18 protein-coding genes and 1 pseudogene are annotated in these 22,014 nt (G+C 74.2%); 12 read left to right on the top strand and 7 right to left on the bottom strand.

The window, feature by feature from the left end; genetic code table 11:
• Positions 1 to 406 precede the first annotated feature (406 nt).
• A complete protein-coding gene (locus BU204_RS15910; RefSeq protein ID WP_143229533.1) occupies positions 407 to 2,758 on the bottom strand; it encodes a Tex family protein in 2,352 nt (783 codons plus the stop codon).
• A gap of 175 nt (positions 2,759 to 2,933) precedes the next feature.
• Here BU204_RS15910 and BU204_RS42270 point away from each other — a divergent pair.
• Both BU204_RS42270 and BU204_RS15920 read left to right on the top strand, forming a co-directional pair.
• Positions 2,934 to 3,224: pseudogene (locus BU204_RS42270) on the top strand (MarR family transcriptional regulator); the annotation flags it as partial.
• A gap of 213 nt (positions 3,225 to 3,437) precedes the next feature.
• Positions 3,438 to 5,039, top strand: a complete 1,602-nt coding sequence (locus BU204_RS15920; protein WP_233160355.1) for a DHA2 family efflux MFS transporter permease subunit — start codon at positions 3,438 to 3,440, stop codon at positions 5,037 to 5,039.
• Between the two features lie 51 nt (positions 5,040 to 5,090).
• On the opposite strand, the gene BU204_RS15925 is transcribed toward BU204_RS15920, so the two are convergent.
• Both BU204_RS15925 and BU204_RS15930 read right to left on the bottom strand, forming a co-directional pair.
• Complete coding sequence (locus BU204_RS15925) at positions 5,091 to 8,405, bottom strand: hypothetical protein (RefSeq protein WP_083661355.1); 3,315 nt, start codon at positions 8,403 to 8,405, stop codon at positions 5,091 to 5,093.
• 31 nt (positions 8,406 to 8,436) lie between these two features.
• Positions 8,437 to 9,498: a WD40/YVTN/BNR-like repeat-containing protein gene (locus BU204_RS15930; protein ID WP_233160356.1), complete on the bottom strand. Its 1,062-nt coding sequence runs from the start codon at positions 9,496 to 9,498 to the stop codon at positions 8,437 to 8,439.
• 129 nt (positions 9,499 to 9,627) lie between these two features.
• Between BU204_RS15930 and BU204_RS15935 the strand changes: the two genes are divergently transcribed.
• Together BU204_RS15935 and BU204_RS15940 are read left to right on the top strand one after the other, a co-directional pair.
• The gene (locus BU204_RS15935; protein ID WP_083661361.1) at positions 9,628 to 10,113 is read left to right on the top strand and encodes a PH domain-containing protein; all 486 of its coding nucleotides are present in this window, start codon (positions 9,628 to 9,630) and stop codon (positions 10,111 to 10,113) included.
• Positions 10,110 to 11,642, top strand: a complete 1,533-nt coding sequence (locus tag BU204_RS15940; RefSeq protein ID WP_075126469.1) for a PH domain-containing protein — start codon at positions 10,110 to 10,112, stop codon at positions 11,640 to 11,642. The genes BU204_RS15935 and BU204_RS15940 overlap by 4 nt, the downstream gene beginning before the upstream one ends.
• Here BU204_RS15940 and BU204_RS15945 read toward each other — a convergent pair.
• Entirely contained in the window at positions 11,624 to 12,058 is a 435-nt protein-coding gene (locus BU204_RS15945) for a GNAT family N-acetyltransferase (RefSeq protein ID WP_075126470.1), read from the bottom strand. The two genes, BU204_RS15940 and BU204_RS15945, sit on opposite strands and share 19 nt — an antisense overlap.
• A 100-nt stretch (positions 12,059 to 12,158) precedes the next feature.
• On the opposite strand from BU204_RS15945, the gene BU204_RS15950 reads away from it, so the two are divergent.
• A complete protein-coding gene (locus tag BU204_RS15950; RefSeq protein ID WP_075126471.1) occupies positions 12,159 to 12,743 on the top strand; it encodes a TIGR03086 family metal-binding protein in 585 nt (194 codons plus the stop codon).
• A gap of 13 nt (positions 12,744 to 12,756) precedes the next feature.
• Here BU204_RS15950 and BU204_RS15955 read toward each other — a convergent pair whose 3' ends face one another.
• On the bottom strand, positions 12,757 to 13,596 hold the full coding sequence (locus BU204_RS15955; RefSeq protein ID WP_083661357.1) for an rRNA adenine N(6)-methyltransferase family protein: 840 nt from the start codon (positions 13,594 to 13,596) through the stop codon (positions 12,757 to 12,759).
• 201 nt (positions 13,597 to 13,797) lie between these two features.
• Between BU204_RS15955 and BU204_RS15960 the strand changes: the two genes are divergently transcribed.
• The 4 genes from BU204_RS15960 to BU204_RS15975 are packed head-to-tail and all read left to right on the top strand — an operon-like array spanning position 13,798 to position 18,795.
• Positions 13,798 to 14,850 carry an NAD(P)/FAD-dependent oxidoreductase gene (locus BU204_RS15960; protein ID WP_075126473.1) on the top strand — a complete coding sequence of 351 codons (1,053 nt, stop codon included), beginning with the start codon at positions 13,798 to 13,800 and terminating at the stop codon, positions 14,848 to 14,850.
• 54 nt (positions 14,851 to 14,904) lie between these two features.
• Positions 14,905 to 16,278, top strand: a complete 1,374-nt coding sequence (locus BU204_RS15965; RefSeq protein ID WP_075126474.1) for an FAD-binding oxidoreductase — start codon at positions 14,905 to 14,907, stop codon at positions 16,276 to 16,278.
• Between the two features lie 16 nt (positions 16,279 to 16,294).
• Complete coding sequence (locus tag BU204_RS15970; protein ID WP_075126475.1) at positions 16,295 to 17,848, top strand: acetolactate synthase large subunit; 1,554 nt, start codon at positions 16,295 to 16,297, stop codon at positions 17,846 to 17,848.
• 47 nt (positions 17,849 to 17,895) lie between these two features.
• Entirely contained in the window at positions 17,896 to 18,795 is a 900-nt protein-coding gene (locus BU204_RS15975) for an oxygenase MpaB family protein (RefSeq protein WP_075126476.1), read from the top strand.
• Here BU204_RS15975 and BU204_RS15980 read toward each other — a convergent pair.
• The gene (locus BU204_RS15980; protein WP_075126477.1) at positions 18,770 to 19,102 is read right to left on the bottom strand and encodes a histone-like nucleoid-structuring protein Lsr2; all 333 of its coding nucleotides are present in this window, start codon (positions 19,100 to 19,102) and stop codon (positions 18,770 to 18,772) included. The genes BU204_RS15975 and BU204_RS15980 overlap by 26 nt on opposite strands.
• A 118-nt stretch (positions 19,103 to 19,220) precedes the next feature.
• Here BU204_RS15980 and crcB point away from each other — a divergent pair, with 118 nt between their 5' ends.
• Together crcB and BU204_RS15990 are read left to right on the top strand one after the other, a co-directional pair.
• Entirely contained in the window at positions 19,221 to 19,598 is a 378-nt protein-coding gene (crcB, locus tag BU204_RS15985; RefSeq protein WP_233160357.1) for a fluoride efflux transporter CrcB, read from the top strand.
• Positions 19,595 to 19,939, top strand: a complete 345-nt coding sequence (locus BU204_RS15990) for a fluoride efflux transporter FluC (protein ID WP_075126507.1) — start codon at positions 19,595 to 19,597, stop codon at positions 19,937 to 19,939. The genes crcB and BU204_RS15990 overlap by 4 nt, the downstream gene beginning before the upstream one ends.
• A gap of 6 nt (positions 19,940 to 19,945) precedes the next feature.
• Here BU204_RS15990 and BU204_RS15995 read toward each other — a convergent pair whose 3' ends face one another.
• Entirely contained in the window at positions 19,946 to 21,301 is a 1,356-nt protein-coding gene (locus tag BU204_RS15995; protein WP_075126479.1) for a hypothetical protein, read from the bottom strand.
• A 199-nt stretch (positions 21,302 to 21,500) separates the two neighbouring features.
• Between BU204_RS15995 and BU204_RS16000 the strand changes: the two genes are divergently transcribed.
• Positions 21,501 to 21,992, top strand: a complete 492-nt coding sequence (locus BU204_RS16000) for a DUF3145 domain-containing protein (protein WP_075126480.1) — start codon at positions 21,501 to 21,503, stop codon at positions 21,990 to 21,992.
• Positions 21,993 to 22,014 lie beyond the last annotated feature (22 nt).

The following is a 22,014-nucleotide window of genomic DNA, read 5'->3' on the forward strand; positions in this document are numbered from 1 at the left end:
GCGTCGCTGACGCGATCTCGCTTCGCTCGACCCTGGACACCGGTGGCCCGGAGCTACGGGACGGCCTGTGCGAGGGAGCCCGGGGGGAGTAGGCAGCTGGTGGGGCGGGTTCAGCCTGGCCGGGCTCGCACTGGGCCTGCCGGCTCGGCTTTGTGCGGCTCGGCTTTGTGCGGCTCGGCTTTGTGCGGCTCGGCTTTGTGCGGCTCGGCTTGCTCGGCTCGGCTCGGCTCGGCTTGCTCGGCTCGGCTCGGCGTGCTTGGCGGCGTGGCTCGGTCAGCTGCCTCGGTTAGCGCGGCTCGCTAAGCGCGGCTTTGCAAGCCGCTTTTGCCAGCCGCCTCGGGCAGTGCGAGCTACTGCATACCTGGGGCTGGCTGGGGGCTCAATGGGGGCGGCTGCTCCGAGCGCGTCAGTTGGGGCGGTAGCCCGCCTTGCGGAGGGCTTCGGCCATGGCGCCGGTGGGGGCGGCGGGGGTGTTGCGGTCGCGCTGGTTGCGGCGTTGTTGGCCGCCGGTGCGTTGCTGGGTGGCGCCGCCCCGTTGTTGGGTGCGGTCGCGTTGTTGGGCGCCGCGTTGGTCCTGGCGGGGGCGGGAGGGGGTGTCCTCCTCCAGGCGCAGGGTGAGGGAGATGCGTTTGCGGGGGATGTCCACCTCCAGGACCTTCGCTCGGACTATGTCGCCCGACTTGACTACCTCGCGGGGGTCCTTGACGAAGGTGCGGGAGAGCTGGGACACGTGTGCCAGACCATCACAGTGGACGCCTATGTCGATGAAGGCGCCGAAGGCGGCGACGTTCGTGACCACGCCTTCGAGGATCATTCCCACCTTGAGGTCGGCGAGGGTGTGGACGGCGTCGTTGAACGTGGCCGTGCGGAAGGCGGGGCGGGGGTCGCGGCCCGGTTTGTCCAGCTCAACCAGGATGTCGGTGACGGTGGGGAGGCCGAACTGCTCGTCGACGAACTGTTGGGGGGACAGCGCCCTGAGGACCTTCGTGTTGCCGATCAGCTCGGGGAGAGGTCGGCCGGTCGTCGACACGATGCGGCGGACGATCGGGTAGGCCTCGGGATGGACGGCCGAGGCGTCGAGGGGATCGTCGCCGGCGGGGATGCGGAGGAAGCCGGCGCACTGTTCGAACGCCTTGGGGCCCAGTTTGGGGACGTCGCGCAGGGCCGTTCGGGAGCGGAACGGGCCGTTGGCGTCGCGGTGGGCGACGATGTTCGCGGCGAGGGCGCCGCCGATGCCGGACACCCTGGTGAGCAGGGGGACCGACGCCGTGTTGAGGTCCACGCCTACGCCGTTGACACAGTCCTCCACCACGGCGTCCAGGGAGCGGGAGAGCTTCACCTCGGAGATGTCGTGTTGGTACTGGCCCACGCCGATGGACTTGGGGTCGATCTTGACCAGCTCGGCCAGGGGGTCCTGGAGGCGACGGGCGATGGACACCGCGCCGCGGAGGGAGACGTCCAGGGTGGGGAGCTCCTGGGAGGCGTAGGCGGAAGCCGAGTACACCGACGCGCCCGCTTCGGAGACCATCACCTTCGTCAGCTTGAGCTCGGGTGCCTTGGCCAGCAGCTCGGCGGCCAGCTTGTCGGTCTCCCTCGATGCGGTGCCGTTGCCGATGGCGATCAGGTCGACGTCGTGGGTCTTGGCCAGGCGGTGGAGGGTCGCCAGGGCCTCGTTCCAGCGCTTGGCCGGGGCGTGCGGGTAGATGGTGTCGGTGGCCACGACCTTGCCGGTGGCATCGACCACCGCGACCTTGACGCCGGTGCGCAGGCCCGGGTCCAGGCCCATCGTGGCGCGGGTGCCGGCGGGGGCGGCCAGCAGGAGGTCGCGGAGGTTGGCGGCGAACACCCGCACGGCCTCGTCCTCGGCTTCCTGGCGTAGGCGGGTGCGCAGGTCGATGCCGAGGTGCACCAGGATGCGGGTGCGCCAGGCCCACCGGACCGTGTCGGCGAGCCAGCGGTCGGCGGGGCGGCCCTGGTCGTCGACGCCGAAGCGGGAGGCGATGCGAGCCTCGTACTCCGACGGGCCGGGCGGCTGGTCGTCGTCGGGGTGGGGGTCGAGCGTGAGCTCGAGTGCCTCCTCCTTCTCCCCCCGGAACATCGCGAGGATGCGGTGCGAGGGGAGCTTGGTGAACGGCTCGGAGAAGTCGAAGTAGTCGGCGAACTTGGCGCCGGCCTCCTGCTTGCCGTCGCGGACCTTGGCGACCAGCCTGCCCTGGTTCCACATGCGTTCGCGCAGCGTGCCGATCAGGTCGGCGTCCTCGCTGAACCGCTCGACGAGGATGGCCCGGGCGCCGTCCAGGGCGGCCTGGGCGTCCGCGACGCCGCGCTCGGCGTCGACGAACACCGCGGCCGCGGCCTGCGGGTCGGTGTTCGGGTCGTCCAGGAGGCCGTCGGCCAGGGGCTCCAGGCCAGCCTCGCGCGCGATCTGGGCCTTGGTCCGGCGCTTGGGCTTGAACGGGAGGTAGATGTCCTCCAGGCGGGCCTTGGAGTCGGCGGCCATGATCTGCGCGGTGAGCGCGTCGTCGAGCTTGCCCTGGCTCCTGATCGACTCGAGCACCGCGGCGCGGCGCTCCTCGAGCTCGCGGAGGTAGCGCAGGCGCTCCTCGAGCGTGCGGAGCTGGGCGTCGTCCAGCGCGCCGGTGGCCTCCTTGCGGTACCGGGCGATGAACGGCACCGTCGAGCCGCCGTCGAGCAGCTCCACGGCCGAACGCACCTGGCGCTCGGCGACCTCGAGCTCCTCGGCGATGCGCCGGAACACGGATGCCGGGGTGGCCGTCGCAGTCACAGTCTTCCGCCCTCTCGATGGGTTCCGCGGCTCGGTGAGCCCCGTGGGAGCATTCTGCCGCCCGCCACCGACAGCGGTGCGCGCGCCCGCGACCCCCGCCGGCCTGAGTTCCCGCTCACAGTCCCTTGCGGATAGTTTCACGAGTGAAATGATTGCGTCCGTGAAACTAAGTGCGTCGTCGGTGGAGTCGGTGACCGACGACGTCGTCAGTTTCCTCTCCCGTCTCAAGCAGAGCGGCGAGGCCCACATATTGGGTGTCGCCGCCGGGCTCGATCTGTCATTCTCCCAGCTGCGTGCCCTGTTCGTGCTCGCCGACTGCCAGGAGGAGCTGGCGGTCAACGAGCTCGCCGAACGTCTCGCGCTGTCAATGGCGACCGCCGGTCGCGCCGTGCAGGCGCTGGCCCGGGCCGAGATGGTCACGCGCCGGGAGGACGACCAGGACCGGAGGGTCAAGCGGGTTCGCCTGTCCGAGCGCGGCCGAGCTCTGGTGGCCGGGTTGGACCGCGCCCACCGCGAGGCCGTCCGGGACTGCGTCCGCTCGCTCACCGAGCACGAGCGTGCGCGGCTCTCGGCGGCCCTGGCGCCCCTCCTGGCTCAGGGGGACACACCGACACCGACAACCGGTTGCTGAATCACGAGGGGAAGTAAGGCCTTGATAGAACCATTACCTCCGACCGCTGCCGCGGGGGCGGCGCCGTCGGCGGAGGAGCAGGGGCTCGACCGGCGGATCCTGTTGATCGGGTCGGTCGTCGTGCTCGGCGCGATCATGGCGATGCTCGACATCACCGTCGTCAACGTCGCGCTCGACCGCCTGATCATCGAGTTCGACACGACGCTCGACCAGATGCAGTGGGTCGCCACGGGCTACACCCTGGCGCTCGCCACGGTGATCCCGCTGTCCGGTTGGGCGGCGGACCGCTTCGGGACCAAGCGGATCTACCTGACCGCGGTGTTCCTGTTCATGCTCGGCTCGGCCGCGGCCGGCACGGCCTGGTCGGCGGAGTCGCTGATCCTGTTCCGCGTCCTGCAGGGGCTCGGCGGCGGCATGCTGATGCCGCTGGGCATGACGATCCTGACCAAGGCCGCCGGCCCGGAGCGGGTCGGCCGGGTGATGGCCGTGCTCGGCGTGCCGATGCTGCTGGGCCCGATCGTCGGCCCGATCCTGGGCGGCTGGTTGGTCGACGACGTCTCCTGGCGCTGGATCTTCTTCCTGAACATCCCGATCGGCATCGTGTCGCTGATCATGGGCGCCAGGATCCTGGAGCCCGACGAGCCCCGCCCGACCGAGCGGCTCGACGTGCTTGGCCTGCTGCTGCTCTCGCCGGGGCTGGCGGCGCTGATCTACGGCCTGGCCCAGGTGCCCGCACACGGGGGTTTCGGCCACCTCGAGGTGTACGGGCCGGCGCTGGCGGGCGCGGTGCTGGTGGCCGCGTTCATCGTGCACGCCGGCCGCACGCCACACGCGCTGATCGACCTGAAGCTGTTCCGGGACCGGGGCTTCTCGATGGCCTCGATCACGATGGTGCTGTTCACCGTGGCGTTCTTCGGCGCGATGCTGCTGTTCCCGCTGTACTTCCAGCAGGTGCGGGTGGAGAGCGCGCTCAACGCCGGCCTGCTGCTCGCTCCGCAGGGGATCGGCGCCATGATCATGATGCCGATCGCCGGCCGGATCGTGGACCGGGGCGGCGCGGCCAGGATGGCCCAGCTCGGCATCCTGACCATCGTCGCCTCGATGGTGGTGTTCATCCGGATCGGCGCGGACACCTCCTACTGGACGATCGGTGCGGCGCTGTTCGTGCTCGGCCTCGGTATGGGCATGGCGATGATGCCGATCATGTCGATCGCGCTGAAGACGCTCCGGCCGGAGAGCGTGGCCAGGGCGTCCACCAGCCTGAACATCATCCAGCAGGTGGCCGCCTCGATCGGCACGGCGATGCTCTCGGTGATCCTGTTCAACGAGACCAAGGAGCGCCTCGCGCCGGTGCTCGCGCAGCTGCCCGCGGCTCCCTCCGACGGGGAGGGTGCCGCGACGACCGCCCTCCGGGACCTGCCCCAGCAGGTGCGCGACCTCCTCGCGCCGCCCATGGCAGACGCCTACGCGACCACGTTCGTCTGGGCGCTGGTGCTGCTCGCGGTGTCGTTCCTGCCGGCGCTGCTGCTGCCTCGCGGCACGGCCGTTCCGCCGGTCCCGCCCGCCCAGGATGACCAGGGCGTGCGCGGCGAGGAGCGTGTGCCGGAAGGCGAGCTGAGCTGACCCGACAGTGACACGGCGGCGCCGGAAGCCTGTGGCTCCCGGCGCCGCCGGTCATTCGGGGCTGGTGACGATGTCCAGGGCGAGCGGCCGCACGTCCGGGTCGGCGTGCTCGCGCAGCGCCAGCACGAGCTCCCGCCAGTGCTCGGGCCAGCCCGCCCGGTGCCCGGCCACCTCGGCCACCGCCAGCGCCAGCATCGGCGCCGCCGGGGCCGGCTCCCGTGCGGCCAGAGCGCTCGCCACCTCGTGCAGGTGCCGCTCGGGCAGCCGTGCCACGGTCGCCCACACCCGTCGGAGCAGGGCGTCGCGTGCCTGCCAGGCCGGCAGGGGACCGGTGGCCAGCTCGGCGAGCCGCACGAGGGCGGGTAGGTCCCCGGCGCCGCCGTCCAGCGGGACCGCCGAGGTCGCCAGCTCCACCACCGGGCGGCGCAGGGTCGGGTCGGTGGCCAGGTCGCCGGCCAGCTCGGCGGCGGCCGCCCGCATCGTCTCCGAGGACGGGGCCGCGGCGGCGACGGCGTCGGCAACGGCGAGGACGCGCCGGCGTGCCGGCAGGTCGCGGTCGGCGGTCGGCGTCGGCTCGGGTACCGCGCGCAACGCCGCGACAACGGCGGTGAGCGGCGCCGGGTCCTCCCGTGCCTCGCACGCCGCGACCAGGGCGGTCAGCGCATGGTGCCAGCGTGCGGTACCGGTCAGGTCGCCGACCAGGCGCACGAGCATCGCCGTCCCGGCCTCGTCCCAGCGGGACCAGGCCGGCAGCGCGGCGAGGCCACGGCGGGCCGTGTCGGGATCGGGTGCGGCGGCGACGGTGTGGACCACCGCGGCATAGCGGGCGCGGTGCCGGGGGCCGATCGTGGTCGGGTCCAGCTCGAGCACCGCCGTGGCGACCTCCGGCTCGGAACCGGCGGCCGCCGCCAGCAGGTCCCAGGTGCGCTCGTGGTCCAGGCACCACCTTGCCGCCCAGACCAGGGCGCGCCGGACGTCGCGGTGCTGGTCGGGGCGCGCCCATTCGGCCGCGAGGACCGCGCCGAGGTCCGGCGCGCGGTGCGCGGCGAGCAGCCGCAGGGCCTCCTTGCGGGAGGTCACTTTGCGACTGCCCAGGGCCGGGGCCAGCGCGGCACCGAGCTCGGCCGGCCGGACGAACCGCGCGCAGCGGGAGGCCGCGTAGACCGCGACCCTGGCGCGGTCGGTGTCGGCGTGGCCGAGTAGCTCCGCCAGCACCTCGGCCGGCGCGTCGGTCCAGGCCAGCGCGCTCAGCGCCGCCTCGCTGACGGCGACCTCCTGGTCCGCGGTGTACCGGAGCAGGCGCTCGACGGTGCCGGGGACCCGACCCAGCCGGCTCACCGCGGCCACCCGTTCCCAGGGCATCCTCTTCCGGTGTTCCACGATGCGGGCCAGCAGGTCCGCGTACGCCGCGCACTGACGGGGCAGCCAGCGGTGGAAGCAGCCGGCGAAGTGCGGCACGAACCGCACCCCCCGCCGCAGGAACCGGCCGTGCAGCGGCTCGCGCAGCACCTCGTCGAGCAGGTCGGTCCGGCGCCAGCCGATCCCCCTGAGCACCGCGGGGACGGTGATCGTGGACCGGTCGGCCGCCAGCACCTCGCCGATCCGGGCGTCCCGGGTGGCGGGCGGTGCCAGCCACAGCTCGATCGCCGAGAGGACGGTGTTGTCCTCGGCGGCCTCCCTGGCCTGGCCGACGAACCGCTGCAGCTCCGGCATCTTCCACGCCCGCCGGCCCAGGCCCCTGGCCAGGGACAGCGCGGTCTCGAACCGGCCGTGCCGCGCGTCGTCGGCGATCCTGGGCAGCAGCGCCTCGAACACCCGGTGCTCCCCGCCGCGCGGCAGCTCGCGGTCCAGCCCGGCCAGCTGGAGCCAGGGGTGTCGCCGGCCCAACCGCTGCATCGCCGCCACCCCCGTGTCCACCAGCTCGGGCTGGCGGCTCAGCACGCCGTGCCGGACCAGCGCGGCGATCAGCGCCAGCGCGCGGCTCTGCGTCCGCGGCGAGCAGTCCCTGGCCTGTGTGGCGTCGGTCATCAGGGTGAGCAGGGCCGGCGCCTCGGCCGGGCGGAACAGCCACGGCGGCACCGCCGCGAGCGCCTCGAAGGCGGCCAGGCGCACCGGGTCCTGCTCGTTGCGCAGGCGGTCGAGGGAGCCCAGCGCCTCGGCGACGGCCTCCTGGTCCCGGCTGAGCGCCGCGGCAGCGATCAGGCAGCCGTAGGCCTGCGCCCGTTCGGCCGCGGTGGGACGCCGGGTCGCCGCACGCAGGAGGTCCCGTACCTGGGCCCAGGGCAGCCGGGCGGTGATCTCGAGCCGACGGCTCGGGTCGTCGGCGACGGCCCGCAGCCCGAGCAGCCGCTCCGCCTCCCTCGCCCTGGCCGCCGCGGGCAACAGGTCGAGCAGGGCGATCGGCAGCCCGTCCGCGGTCAGGTCCCGGTTCCCGACGACGACCGAGTAGACCGCCTCCCGGCGGGCGGGTGGCAGCACGCGGAGGAACCGCACCAACCGATACGGGTCGAGCGTCCTGGCCAGGGCCCCCAGGTCGCCGTCCCCGGCGCTGAGCAGTGCGCGCCAGAGCCGCCGCCCGCCCGGCACCGGGCCCCGGCGGCGCGGGTCGAGCAGCACGGCCAACAGGCCGGCCCGGTCCCGCCGGGCCAGTGCGGTCAACGCCGGGGACAGCGCGCGGGGCAGCTGGACCCGGGGTGCGACCCTCGCGAGCAGCCCGAGCACCCGGTCCGGCTCGACCAGGGCGGCGGCGGCGATCCCGCGGCCGGTCCTGGTCACGATCCGCTCCCAGTCCGCCCGCGGGGTGGCGTCCAGCTCGGCGTCGAGGTGGTCCAGGAACACCGTGGGGTGGCGGTGGGCGAGCATCCCCCAGCCGGTCACCGCGAACGCGAGGTCGGGCAGGGCGGCGGTCACGGTCGCCGAGCCGCACACCGGCAGCAGGACCGCGGCCTCCTCCTCGCCGAACCGGGCCCGGACCGCCGGCAGCAGCGCCTCGGCCAGCTCGACCGCCCGGCCGCGGCGCACGTGCTGGTAGAGGGTGCGCCGTGCCTCCGTCGCGAGCTCGGGGAGCAGTCCGACCAGGAGCGCGGGGTCCACGCCCAGGCGCACCGCCAGGCCGAGCGAGCGGCCGGCGACGGCCGGCCTGGACGCGGTGAGGCACCGCGCCACGAAGGCGGTCTCCCCGCCCACGTGGGCCAGGTGCAGGGCCAGGCGGGTCTCGTAGTCGCCGCCCGCCTCGTGCAGCTCGTCGAGCAGGGCGGGAAGCTCGGGTGTTCCGGCCAGCTCCCGGGCCTGCCGGGCGAGCTCGCGGTGGCGAGCGGTGGCGGGGAGCTCCTCGACGCTCTCGAGCAGGCGGCGCGCGGTGATCACGGCCAGATTCTGCCCCGGCGACCGCGGCCGGTCAGCCGAACCGCAGAACCGCCACCCGGCCGCGTGCGCCCGACGCCCAGCAGGCGCCGTCCCAGCCGCAGTCGACGTTGTCGAAGGTCCCGTCGTCGAACTGCCGCCAATGACGTCCGCCGTCGACGCTCACGTCGCTGCCGCTCGGGCCGACCGCGAGCAGCGTCGAGTGCAGGAAGGGGTGGTAGGTGACCGCCGACCGGTAGCCGGCCGGGGAGTTCGCCGGCTCACGCCAGGTCCGCCCGCCGTCGCGGGACAGCGCCAGGTTGTCCTCGCCGCTGGTCGGGTTCAGGTAGTCGCCGCCGATCGCGATGCCCTGGGCGGGGGTGCGGAACGCCACCGCGAACACGCCGGCGCTCTCGCTGCTGGCCAGCGGGGTGTCGGCGGCGGTCCAGGTGCGGCCGCGGTCGGCCGAGTGCAGGACCCGCGCGGTGTCCGCGCCGCCGGTCGCGATCCAGGCGTGCCGCCGCCCGGCGACGGCGACGCACTGTCCGCTCGCGGAGAAGCCGTACTCGCCGGGCAGCGCCGCGGGCATCCCGTCGTCGGGCAGCACCCGCCACGAGCGGCCCCCGTCGGAGGTGGACAGCACACGGAACCTGCCGTCCACCGGGTCGCCGGCGACGAGCCCGTTGCGGTGGTCGAAGAACGCCACGCAGTTGTAGAACGCGGCCTCCTCCGGGTTGCGGAAGGTCTCGGTCCAGGTCGCGCCGCCGTCGGTGGTCCGGTAGATCCGCGAGGCGGCGCCGGGCCCGATCGACAGCGCCACCGCGGTCCGCGCGTCGAACGCCTCGATGTCCCGGAAGTCCAGGTCCGCCGTGTCCGGCGGGCCCACCTGCCGCCAGGTCCGTCCGCCGTCCAGCGTGCGCAGCACCGTGCCCCGCGCCCCGCTGGCCCAGGCGACCCGCCGGCTGACCGCGGAGAGCCCGCGCAGCTGGGCGTCGGTCCCGGTCGGGGTGAGGGTCCAGGACAGCGAGCCGGTGCCGGCGGCGGCACCCGGTGCGGTCGCGACCGTGCTCGCGACCGCGGCCAGTACCAGCAGGACAACGCTCAGCGCACGCCTCATGGCCGCCAAGATAGCCCGGCGGGTCGGCCGGGGGAACGACGAACGACATCGTTCTTTCGGACGACGCCGGGGCTGATGGACCGCCCCTAGGGTCGGTTCACACGCGACAGGGGAGGAACAGTGGACGACGTGGTACGGCTGCGGCCGCCGCGCAACCGCGTGGAGCGACGTGCCGTCACCTACTGGTTGACCAACGAGCTGCTGACGACGCTCGTTCCGGCGGTGGTCCTCGTGGTGCTGGCGGTGCTCATCACGCCGGCCCGGCCCTGGTTGCTGCTCGCGCTGGGTGTCGAGCTCGGGATCGGCCTGCCCTACGCGCTGGTGGTGCCGCTGTGGCGATACCGGGTGCACCGCTGGGAGGTCACCGAGGACGCGGTGTTCACCAGGACCGGCTGGCTCTGGCAGGAGTGGCGGGTCGCCCCGATGTCGCGGATCCAGACCGTGGACACCGCACGCGGTCCGCTCGAGCAGCTGTTCCGGCTCGCCAGCGTCACCGTGACCACCGCGTCCGCGGCCGGTCCGCTCAAGATCCAGGGCCTGGACCACGAGCTGGCCGCCGGCCTCGTCGAACGCCTCACCGAGACCACCCAGGCCAACCGCGGGGACGCGACATGAGCGGCGACTGGCAGCGGCTGCACCCGCGCACGGTCGTGGTCACCGCGCTCACCGTGGCCGGCCTCGGCGTCTCGATTGCCACCCCCATCGTGGTGAACCTGCTGCGCGACGACCACCGGCCGGCCCGGGTGCTGCTGATCGCCGTCGGCGGCGTGGTGCTGCTGACCGCGCTCGGCACGGCGGGCGACCTCATGCGCTGGCGGCACACGACCTACCGGGTCACCGGCGAGCGGGTCGAGCTGCGGCACTCCTGGGTGCTGCACCGGCTGCGCTCGATACCCCGGGACCGGGTGCGGGCGGTCGACCTGGCGGCCAACCCGCTGCTGCGGGTGTTCGGGCTGACCAAGGTCAAGATCGGGACCGGGCAGCAGGTCGTCGGCCAGGGCAGCCAGCTCACGCTCGACCCGCTCGGCCGCGGCGAGGCCGAGGAGCTGCGCCGGGTGCTGCTCGACCGGGCGCCGGCGGGGACCGGGGAGCCGGTGCCCCCCGGGGCGGGCACCGCCCAGGCGCCGGCGATCGCCGTGCTGGACCGCTCCTGGATCCGGTACGCGCCGGTCTCGGTGAGCACGCCCATCCTCGGCGCGGCGGCGTTCGGCGCAGTGATGCAGCTGTCGGACTGGTTCGGCGTGCAGAACGCGCTGGTCCAGTGGGTCGGCGACCTCTTCGCCGGCCTGTCGGTGCCCATGCTCGTGCTCGTGCTCGTCGCCGTCGGCGTGGTGATCGGGGTCCTCGGGTCGCTCGGCCTGTTCGTCGAGATGTGGTGGAACTACCGGCTCACCCGCGAGGAGGGCACGCTCGTGGTGCGCCGGGGCCTGCTCACCACCCGCACGCTCTCGCTGGAGCAGCGGCGGCTGCGGGGGGCCGAGCTGTTCGAGCCCCTCGGTTCCCGGCTGTTCGGCGCGGCCAGGGTGGACGTCGTCGCCACCGGCCTGCGGGCGCGGTCGGAGAAGGACAGCACCGACCCCAAGACGCTGCTGCCCGTCGCACCCCTCCGGTTCGCCCGCCGGGTCGCGGCCGAGGTGGTCGGCTCCGACCCCTGGGCGGACGCGGACCTCCGGCCGCACCCGCCGGCCGCACGCCGGCGGCGCGTCGGATGGGCGCTGTACTCGGTGTTCGGCCTCGCCGCGGTGCTGGTCGTGCTCGGGCTGCTGCTGACGACGGTGCTGGTGCATCTCGCCTGGATCGCCGTGCTCGTCCTCACCCCGATCGCCGTCGCGCTCGCGCTCGACGACTACCGCAACCTCGGCCACGGGCTGACCGCGGACTACCTGGTCACCCGGTACGGCGCCGGCAGCCGGCGCACGGTCGCGCTGCTGCGCGGCGGGATCATCGGCTGGACCGTGCGCAGCTCACCGTTCCAGCGCCGTGCCGGCCTGGTGACGATCGCCGCGACGACGGCGGCCAACAGCGGCGAGTACCTGGTGCGCGACGTCGGCGAGACGGACGGGCTGCGGTTGGCCGAGGTCGCGGTGCCCGGCCTGCTCACGCCGTTCCTGGAGGTCGCGCCCGGTCAGCTGTCGACCGTGTAGCCGGCGCCGGCGGCCCGGCGTTCGAGGTAGGTCGCGTCCGGCTCGGCGAAGCCGAACCGCCGGTAGAGCCCGTGCGCGTCCAGCGTGTGCAGCATCCAGCGGAAGTCCCGGCCCGGCCCGTCCTCGATCATCGCCCGGACCAGCTCCGTGCCCACGCCGAGACCTCGGGCCTCCTCGACCACGAACACGTCGGCCAGGTAGGCGAGCGCCTCCCCGTCCGACACCGCCCTGGCGAAACCGATCATCGACCCATCGGTCGCCCGGTAGGCAGCGACGACCCGCCAGGCGCCGTCCAGCTGCCGCTCCACCGTCCCGCGGTCGCGCGAGCGGCCCCAGTAGGCCTTGGTGGAGAGGAACTCCCACAGCACGTCCCGGTCGACCCGGCCGGGGTCGTCGTCGATCTCGAACTCCGCCACGGCCGCAATGTAGATCGTGCCCTGGCGTTCCCGCCACGGCTTTCGTGTCTGTCGCGTTCGTACAAGAGGCGGGCACGGCGGGCGGCATAGCGTTGCCCACATGGAACTGCACGAGATGATGGCGAAGGCCGCCGCGGCCGCGGTCGAGGTCGCCCGCAACGTCAAGCCCGACCAGCTCGAGGACCCGACACCCTGTCCGGACTGGGACGTGCGTGCGCTGGTCAACCACCTGATGTTCTGGTCGGCGTTCCGCTCGGAGCTGGCCGCGCGCAAGCAGCCCGTCCCCGCCGACGACCCGGTCACCGAGGAGACCGACTTCACCCGGGACCCGCACTGGGCGGCCACCCTGGAGAGCCGGCTGGAACGGGTGACCGCGGCCTGGGGCGAGCCCGGCGCGACCGAGGGCCAGACGGGCCTGGCCGGTGGTTCGATGCCGGCGGGGTTGATCGGCACGATGATGGTCGGCGAGCTCGTCGTGCACGGGTGGGACCTCGCGCGGGCGACCGGCCAGCGGCTGGAGGTCGACGACGCGGTGGCCGAGGCCGTGAACGGGATGGTCTCCACGATGGCTCCGCAGGGCCGGGAGATGGGGGTGTTCGGCGCGGAGGTCGCGGTGCCCGCCGAGGCCTCGCCGCTGGACCGGGTGCTCGGGATGAGCGGCCGCGACCCGGCCTGGACGCCCTGACGCCCTGACGCGCTCACCGCTCACCGCGCAGGGCGCGGGGAAGCGGCGGCGGGCTCACCGCGCCGGTGGCGGCCAGGGCCGCGGCCACCCCGGTCCACCTCCCGACCGGAACCTCGACCGCCGGGGTGGCCGGGTCGGTCCCCCGCTCGCGGAGCAGGCGGCCGGCGCGCTGGTGGGCCACCAGGTCGCCGAGCACGCGCCTGGCCGGGCGGTCCGGCTGCCGGTGGACGGCGCCGAGCAGCGACCACAGCACCGCCTGGGTCGCGACGTCCAGGCCCGGGCGGCGGCGAATCCGCAGGTGTGCCGCGTCGACCGACGGTGCCGGCCGGAAGCAGCTCGCCGGGATCCGGCGAACCAGGCGCAGCTCGAAGCGCGCCGTCCACCAGGCCGTCTCCAGGTCGCGGGGGTGTGCGGCGGTGAGTCGCCGGGCGAGCCCCCACTCGCAGACCAGCTCGGCGCGGGTGAGCCGGGCGGGGACCGGGGTCAGCAGGCGCCGCAGCAGTGTGGTGGACACGGCGAACGGGATGCTCGCCACGACCGCGAACTCCGTGCGGGGCAGGGGGAGCCGGCGCAGGTCGCCGGGTAGGACGCGAACCAGCGGACGGTCGGCGAACCGACGGCGCAGCACGGCGACGAACGCCTCGTCGCGCTCGACGGCGATCACCCGGGCGCCGGTGCCGGCCAGGGGCGCGGTGATGGTGCCGGGTCCGGCACCGAAGTCGATCACGAGGTCGCCGGCGCCCAGGCCGGCGCCGCGGACCAGGCGGTCGATCACGTGGCGGCAGGACAGCAGGTGCACGCCGGAGGAGGACGGGCGGAAGCGGGCGGCGCGGGGCCGCCGGGGGGAAGGCATGGGAGAGCCGCTCCAGGCACGAGGTGGTCGTGGGTGCGTGGAGACGGCGACGGCGCCCGGCGAACCGGGTCGACGTTCAGCTCGTGTCTCAGCTCGGTCGGGCCGTCGCCGTCAGCGACGCCGCAACCTTGCCCAGGTGGCTCCCATACCGATCACCGTAGGTGCGCGGGCAACTGAATTAGCGCCCTAAGCTCCCGCCGTATGCGACGGGTCGACGTGCTGGTCATCGGCGGCGGGATCGCGGGCGTCTCGATCGGCTACGAGCTGGCCGAGCACGCGGACGTGCTGCTCGCCGAGGCCGAGCCGGCGCTCGCCGCGCACACCACGGGCCGCTCGGCCGCGGTCTACCTCCCCAGCTACGGCGGACCCGTCGTTCGGGCGCTGACCGAGGCGAGCGCCGGGCGCTACCGCGAGCTCGAGGCCGAGCTGGGCACGCCGCCGCTGCTCTCCCCGCGACCGGTGCTCTGGCTCGCCGCCGACGAGCTCGCCGCCGCCCACCTGGCCGAGCTGCCGGCCGAGCCGATCAGCCCCGCCCAGGCCCGCGCGCTCTGCCCGGTGCTGCGCGAGGTCCGCGCCGCGGCCCGGGACGACGAGGCCAGCGACATCGACGTGATGGCACTGCACCAGGGCTACACGATGGGGCTGCGCCGGCGCGGCGGCGAGGTCCACACCGCGGCGCCGGCCACCGCCCTGCGGCGGGAGGGCGAGGACTGGCTCGTCGAGCTGGCCACCGGGCCGGTCCTGGCGGCCACCGTGGTGAACGCGGCCGGGGCCTGGGCCGACGTGGTCGCCGCCCGCGCCGGGGTGCCGCCGGTGGGGCTGCGGCCGCTGCGGCGCACGCTCGCCCTCGCCGACGGGACGCGCCCGGTCGACCCGGCCTGGCCGCTGGTCGCCGACGCCGCCGACCGGTTCTACTTCCGCCCCGAGGGCTCGCGGGTGCTGGTCTCCCCCGCCGACGAGAGCCCTGCCGAGCCCTGCGACGCCAGGCCGGACGAGCTCGACGTCGCACTCGCCCTGGAGCGGGTCAACCAGGCGACGACCCTCGGGCTGCGCACGGTGCACAGCGCCTGGGCGGGGCTGCGCTCGTTCGTCGCCGACCGGGAGCCGGTCGTCGGGGCGTGGCCGGACCACCCGGGGTTCGTGTTCTTCGCCGGCCAGGGCGGCTTCGGCATCCAGATGGCCCCGGCGCTGGCGCGGCTCGGCGCCGAGGTCGTCCTCGGCGCCACCGCCCCCGCGGCCGTGTCGCCCCGTTGATCAGCCAACTAAGGTGGACGGCGCTGGTTTTTCGGCACGGCCGGGAGGATTCCAATGGCGGACATCGGGGCGAGACTGGCCGAGATCGTCGGCGCGGGCCACGTGCTGTCCGGTGACGCCGTGGGCGAGGACTACACCCACGACGAGGCCCTGACCGCCGCGCCGACGCGACCCGCGCACGTGGTCCGGCCGGAGACGGCCGCCGAGGTGGCCGCGGTGCTCACGCTCGCCGCCGAGACCGGCACCCCGGTGACCGCACGCGGCAGCGGGACCGGTCTGTGCGGGTCGGCCAACCCCAGTGCGGACGGCATCCTGGTGTCCTTCGAGCGGATGAACCGGATCCTCGAGATCGACACCGACAACCACGTCGCGGTCGTGCAGCCAGGCGTCACGCTCACCGAGCTCGAGGAGCGCACCCGCGAGGTGGGCCTGCTCTACCCGGTCTACCCCGGCGAGCTCTCCGCGAGCCTGGGCGGCAACGTGAGCACCAACGCCGGCGGCATGCGCGCGGTCAAGTACGGCGTGACCCGCCACCACGTGCTCGGCCTGGAGGCGGTGCTGCCCACCGGCGAGGTCATCCGGACCGGCGGCCGGTACGTCAAGGCCAGCACCGGCTACGACCTCACCCAGCTCATCGTCGGCTCCGAGGGCACGCTCGCGCTGGTCACCGAGGCAGTGCTCAAGCTCCAGCCCCGGATGTCGCACCAGACGACCGTGCTCGCCCCGTTCCCCGACCTGGGCTCGCTGGCCCGCGCCGTGCCCCGCGTGGTGGGCAGTGGTGTCGGCCCGCTGATCCTCGAGTACATCGACGCGCTGACGATGGGCGCGATCACCTACACCGCCGACCTGGAGCTGGGCATCCCCGACGGGGTGCGCGAGACAGCGCAGGCCTACCTCGTCGTGATGCTGGAGAGCGCCTCGGTTGACCGGCTGGACGCCGACGTGGAGTCGGTCGGGCTGCTGCTCGGCGAGCTCGGCGCGCTGGACACCTACGTCCTGCCCGGCCCCGCGGCCCGCAAGCTGATCGAGGCCAGGGAGAACGCCTTCTACACCGCGAAGGGCGCCGGCGCCGACGACATCATCGACACGGTGCTGCCGCGAGCGGCGCTGCCGGCCTTCTTCGAGCGCGTCCTGGAGATCGCCCAGGGCCACCAGACCCTGGTCGTGGGGTGCGGGCACGCCGGCGACGGCAACGTGCACCTCGCGGTGTTCCAGAAGGACCCCGAGGTGCGGCACACGGTGCTGCACGAGCTGTTCGCCGCCGGTATGGGCCTCGGCGGCGCGATCTCCGGCGAGCACGGCATCGGGCACGAGAAGAAGCGGCACTTCCTCGAGCTCGAGGACCCGAACAAGATCGAGCTGATGCGTCGCATCAAGCAGGCCTTCGACCCGCGCGGGATCCTCAACCCGGGCGTGCTCTTCGACTGAGGGGACGACAACCATCGTGAACGGCGCCCAGGCCCTGCTGCGGACACTCGTCGACGGCGGCGTCGACGTGTGCTTCGCCAACCCCGGCACCTCGGAGATGCACTTCGTGGCCGCCCTCGACGCCGTGCCGCGGATGCGTGCGGTGCTGAGCCTGTTCGAGGGCACGGTCACCGGCGCGGCCGACGGCTACGGCCGCATCGCCGACCGGCCGGCGGCGACCCTGCTGCACCTCGGCCCCGGCATGGCCAACGGTCTGGCCAACCTGCACAACGCCCGGCGGGCACACACCCCGATCATCAATGTCATCGGCGACCACGCTCGCGACCACAAGGCCTTCGACGCACCGCTCGAGTCCGACATCGACGCGCTCACCGGTTGGCTGCAGGGCTGGTCACGCACCTCCGCGGCGGTCGAGGAGATCGGCGCGGACGCCGCGAGCGCCATCGCCGCCGCGCTCACCGCACCCGGCCAGGTGGCCAACCTGGTGCTCCCGGCCGACGTGTCGTGGTCGGAGGGCGGCGAGCCGGGCACGTTCACCCCGCCGCCGCCCCCGGTGCCGGTGGACGACGACCGGGTGGCCCAGATCGCCGAGGTCGTCCGCGGCGGCGAGTCGACGGTGCTGCTGCTCGGGCACGGCACCACCCGGGAGCGCGGCCTGGTCGCGGCCAGCCGGGTGGCGGCCGCGACGGGGGTGCGACTGTTCGCCGAGACCTTCCCCGCCCGGATCGAGCGCGGCGCCGGCCTGCCCACCGTGGAGCGGCTCGGCTACCTGGCCGAGCAGGTCCAGTGGCAGCTCACCGACGTCCGGCACCTGGTCCTGGTCGGCGCGAAGGCGCCGGTCTCGTTCTTCGCCTACCCGGGCAAGCCGAGCGAGCTGGTGCCCGAAGGCTGCCAGGTGCACGTGCTGTCCGGCCTCGGCGAGGACGGCACCGGCGCGTTGGAGCACCTGGCCGACGAGGTCGCCGCCGGGGTGTCGCCGGTGCTCCAGGAGCCCGTCCGGCCGGCGCTGCCCAGCGGGCCGCTGACCCCGCAGAACTGGACCGAGGTCATCGGAGCCCTGCTCCCGGAGGGGGCGATCGTCTCCGACGAGGCCAACACCTCGGGCCTGATGATCCCGATGACCACCGCCGGCGCACCCCGCCACGACGTGCTCACGCTCACCGGCGGCGCCATCGGGCAGGGGCTCCCGGTGGCGCTCGGCGCCGCGGTCGCCGCGCCGGACCGCCCCGTGGTCTGCCTGCAGGCCGACGGCAGCGCCATGTACACGGTCTCGTCGCTGTGGACCATGGCCAGGGAGGGCCTGGACGTCACCACGGTCGTGCTGAACAACCGGGCCTACGCGATCCTGCGGATGGAGCTGTCGCGGGTCGGCGCCGAGGCCGCCGGGCCCCGGGCCGGTCAGCTGCTGGACCTGTCGGGACCCGACCTGGACTTCGTCTCGATGGCGCGGGGCATGGGCGTGCCCGCCAGCCGGGCCACCACCGCCGAGGAGCTGGCCGACCAGTTCGCCAAGGCACTCGCCGAGCCCGGCCCGCACCTCATCGAGGCCATGGTCCCCTCGCTGCTCTGAGCCGACGCTGGCCGGCCGGCTCCCGCCCCGCGGGGTTCAATGGCGGTATGACGTCCGTGACCAGCGCGACCGACACCGGCATCTTCGGGCCGGACTCGGTCACCTGGCAGCTGCACGCCGAGCCGGCGATGTGGCTCGCCGGCATCCGCAGCCTCTACCTGCAGGCGCTGGACCCGCGCACGGTCGCCGGCGTCATCCAGAACTCGGACTTCCGCAACGACCCCCTCGGGCGACTGGTCCGCACCGCCAACTTCGTCGGCGCCAGCACCTACTGCCCGACCGACGAGGTCGAGCGGCACGCGCTCCGGGTCAGGCAGGTGCACCGGGAGCTGCGGGTGGTCGACCGGGACACCGGCGAGCGCTACCGCGTGGACGAGCCGGACCTGCTGCTGTGGGTGCACTGCGCGGAGGTCTCGTCGTTCCTGGCCGTCGTCCGCCGGGCCGGGTTCCCGCTCACCGCCGCACACGCCGACCAGTACCTGGACGAGCAGCGCAGGGCGGCCGCCCTGGTGGGCCTGGACCCGGACGAGGTGCCAGGCGACGTGGTGGCCATGCGGGCCTACCTGGCGCACCGGCGCCCCCTGCTGCGCCGCACCGACGACGCCGACGAGATCTACGACTTCCTGCACCGCCCGCCGGTCAGCGGGTCGCTCGCGCTGGGCCTGCCGGTGTACGAGCCGCTGGTCGGCCACCTGGCGTACTCGCTGCTGCCGCGGTGGGCCACCGACCTCTACGGGCGCCGGCCCTACCCGAAGCCGGTCGCGACGGCCATGCTCCGCACGTTCTCCGGTGCGCTGCGCACCGCCCAGCGCACCGCTCGGCGCCTGGTCCGCGAGCCTCGGCTCGGACCGCTGCAGCCGCACCCGGTGCTGGCCGTGCGCCGGCTCGGCGTCTGGGCGACGCCCTCAGCCGCGCGTCTACCTAGGAGTGCGCCTCCTGGAACTTGATCACCAGTGCCTGGGGGACCCGGCCGCGCTCGGCCACGGTCTCGCCCTGGCTGCGCGCCCACTCCCGCACCGCGTGGGTGTCGGGCTTGCCGTTGCCCTGGGCGGCGGCCGCCTTGCCGCGCTGCTTGCGCCCACCGGTACGGCGGGCGTGGCCGACGAACTCGGCGAGCGCGTCGCGCAGCCGGGAGGCGTTCTCGGCGGAGAGGTCGATCTCGAACTCGGCGCCGTCGAGGGCGAAGGCCACCGTCTCCTCGGCCGGGCCGCCGTCGATGTCGTCGACCAGTTCGAGGATGGTCTTCTGCGCCACTGGGTCCTCCGGGGGGGATCGCGAAACGAGCGAGACGAGGATATCCGCCCGGCCGCCGCCGGTGGGTGAGGTACGGCCGGTGTGGCGAGTGTCCCGATGGGACGGCCAGACTGGCCGGGTGCGTACCGACCGCCGAACCGAGCTGCTCGCGGTCTCCGCCGGTGGCGCGGTCGGTGCGCTGGTCAGGTACGCCGCCTTCGCCGTCTGGCCGACGCGGTCCGGCGGGTTTCCGTGGGCGACCTTCGCCGTCAACGTGACGGGTTGCCTGCTGATCGGGCTGTCGATGGCGTTGGTCACACCTCGGCTGTGGCGGGTCTTCCTTGGCCCGGGTCTGCTCGGCGGCTTCACCACGTTCTCCACCTACGCCGAGGAGGTCCGCGCGCTGCTGGACTGGGCGCGGCCGGGAACGGCCGTGGCCTACCTGGCCGCGACGGTCCTCGCGGCGCTGGCCGCGGTCGCGGCCGGCGGGTGGCTCGCGCGGCGGGCGCGCCGGTGACCGCGCTGCTGGTCCTGCTGGGCGGGGCGGTGGGGGCGCCGCTGCGCTATCTCGTCGGGATCTGGGCCAACCGGGCGCTGCCGTGGGGGACGCTGCTGGTCAACGTGGCGGGGTCGGCGCTGCTCGGGGCACTCGGCGGGCTCGGCACGGCGGTGCCCGGACCGCTCGCGGCGCTGCTCGGCGCGGGGTTCTGCGGTGCGCTGACCACCTACAGCACGTTCGGTCTTGAGGTCGTGACGCTCGTCGAGCGCCGGCGCTACCTCGCGGCGGCCGGCTACGTGCTGCTGAGCGTTGGCGCCGCCGTCGGCGCGGCGGCGCTGGCGCACGCGCTGGTGGCGTAGCGGCGCTCAGGTGGGCGCCGGGATGTCCAGGGCCAGGGTCGCCAACCGCACCAGATCCGGGTCCTCCGGGGTGGACGGGGCGCCGACCCACACGGCCTGCACCAGCTTGAGGCTGTTGCCCTCCCGGCCGCTGGCGTAGGCCGCCGACTCGAAGAACGGCTTGACCTCACCCGGCCACGGCTGGTCCTCGGTGGACGGATCGGTGATCGCGCCGCTGCCCGGCAGGTCGGCCACCGCCTTCAGCTCGCCGGCCAGGGCGGTCTCCGGGAACCGCAGCACGGCGACCAGGAGCGCCGCCCGCCGCTCACCCGAGGTCGACTCGTACCGCATCCGGACCAGCTGGCCACAGCGGTTGCGCTCCAGCCACACCTGCACGTCGCCGTAGGCGTGGGCGGCGCAGTCGGTGTCGGAGACCGTTCCCTTCGGGGTGAAGGTGCGGCCGCCGATCTCGACCTCGTTGCTCTGGGTCGTGGTGGTGGGGCTGGCGTCCGCCGCGTCGTCCTCGTCGCCGGACGTGGCGACCGCGTACACGATGCCGCCCAGCAGCAGCACCGCGACCAGCACCGCGGCGCTGACCGGGAGCCAGCGCAGCGAGCCGGGGCGGGCCCGCGAGGTCGCCTTCGCGCTCGCCGGGGCCGGTGGTTTCGCAGTTGTCCCGCCCTCGGATGTCCGGGCTTTGGCTGTCCCTGTCTTGGATGTCCCGGTCCCGGATGGGGCGGTCACCGACGTGGCGGCCTCGGCCGTGGCCGCGAAGCCCTCCGCGGTCAGGTCGAGCGCGGCGAGGGCCGGGTTCTCCGGCTCGAGCGCCTCCAGCAGCGCCCTGGCCTGCTCGGCGGTGCACGGCCGGGGGCGGGTGGCCAGCTCGCGGGCGGCGGTGAGCAGCGTCGCCGGCTCGGGGTGCAGGACGCGGACGCCGCGCTCGAGGTCCTCTGCCGGCTGGTGGACCTCGGCGACGTACGGCCCGACCGCGATCACCGCGCCGACCGGCACGGGCTCCACGCCAGCCTGGTCGCGCACCGCCCGGTGCAGCAGGTGGGTGGCCTCCTCGATGCTCTCGGTGACCTCGGCCGCGGGGTTCACCAGGCCGTCCGGCCGGCTCAGCGGCCAGCCGTCGGTCCGCCACTGCCCGGTCAGCGGCGCGTCCAGGCGCATGGCCGGGTCGGGCAGGTCCACGCCGGCGACCACCAGCACACCGCGGGGGAGTACCACGACCGCGTCCAGGCGCCGGGAGCCCTCGCCGGGGCGGTAGCCGACCAGCGCGACCCCGCCCACGACCGTGTCGCCCCGGCCCCAGGACGCCAGCGCCGCCCGCACGTCCGCACCGACCTTTGAGGACTCCTCGCTCAGGCGGACCAGTCGCACGGCGCACCTCCTCGCTCCGCTCACCGTATCTGGAGGGCTACCCACCGCGGGGCGTGCCCTCAATCTGCCATCGGTGTGGCGGAAGCGACGTGCTCCGGGCAGAATGAGCGGCACAACAGAGATCGAGAGTGCGGGTCGAAGGCCACCGTGACGAGGACGTAGGGGAAGACGGTTCCTCGTCGAGCAGCGGAGGTCAGCAGTGAGCACTCGTGGCGTGGTGTACGTCCACTCGTCGCCGTCTGCGGTATGTCCGCACGTCGAGTGGGCTATTTCGGGCACCCTTGGAGTCCGGGCGAACCTGCAGTGGACCGCGCAGCCGGCCACGCAGGGACAGCTCCGGGCCGAGTGCGGCTGGACCGGAGCGGCGGGGACCGGCGGCAAGCTGGTTGCTGCCCTCAAGGCGTGGCCGATGATCCGCTTCGAGGTCACCGAGGAGCCGAGCGAGGGCGTGGACGGGGAGCGGTTCTGCTTCGTCCCGACCCTGGGCCTGTGGCGGGCGAGAACTTCGGCCAACGGCGACATCGTCGTCGGCGAGGACCAGCTCCGCTCCCTCGCCACCGCGAGCAGGGCCGGTGAGGCGTTCGCCCACCGGGTCGACGAGCTGCTCGGCGCGTCCTGGGACGCCGCCCTCGAGCCCTACCGCCGCGCCGGCGACGGCGCCCCGGTCACCTGGTTGCACCGTGTGGGCTGAGCGGGCTGTGGCACCCTAGGGT

The organism is Actinophytocola xanthii, from assembly GCF_001921205.1.
Taxonomy (GTDB): Bacteria; Actinomycetota; Actinomycetes; order Mycobacteriales; family Pseudonocardiaceae; genus Actinophytocola; species Actinophytocola xanthii.

What these genes read in the sequence shown, in the direction of transcription:
- BU204_RS15975 (WP_075126476.1), top strand. Translation starts at nt 17,896, where the DNA reads ATGACGTCCGTGACCAGCGCGACCGACACCGGCATCTTCGGGCCGGAC.
- BU204_RS15950 (WP_075126471.1), top strand. Translation starts at nt 12,159, where the DNA reads ATGGAACTGCACGAGATGATGGCGAAGGCCGCCGCGGCCGCGGTCGAG.
- BU204_RS15955 (WP_083661357.1), bottom strand. Translation starts at nt 13,596, where the DNA reads ATGCCTTCCCCCCGGCGGCCCCGCGCCGCCCGCTTCCGCCCGTCCTCC.
- BU204_RS15965 (WP_075126474.1), top strand. Translation starts at nt 14,905, where the DNA reads ATGGCGGACATCGGGGCGAGACTGGCCGAGATCGTCGGCGCGGGCCAC.
- BU204_RS15940 (WP_075126469.1), top strand. Translation starts at nt 10,110, where the DNA reads ATGAGCGGCGACTGGCAGCGGCTGCACCCGCGCACGGTCGTGGTCACC.
- BU204_RS15960 (WP_075126473.1), top strand. Translation starts at nt 13,798, where the DNA reads ATGCGACGGGTCGACGTGCTGGTCATCGGCGGCGGGATCGCGGGCGTC.
- BU204_RS15930 (WP_233160356.1), bottom strand. Translation starts at nt 9,498, where the DNA reads ATGAGGCGTGCGCTGAGCGTTGTCCTGCTGGTACTGGCCGCGGTCGCG.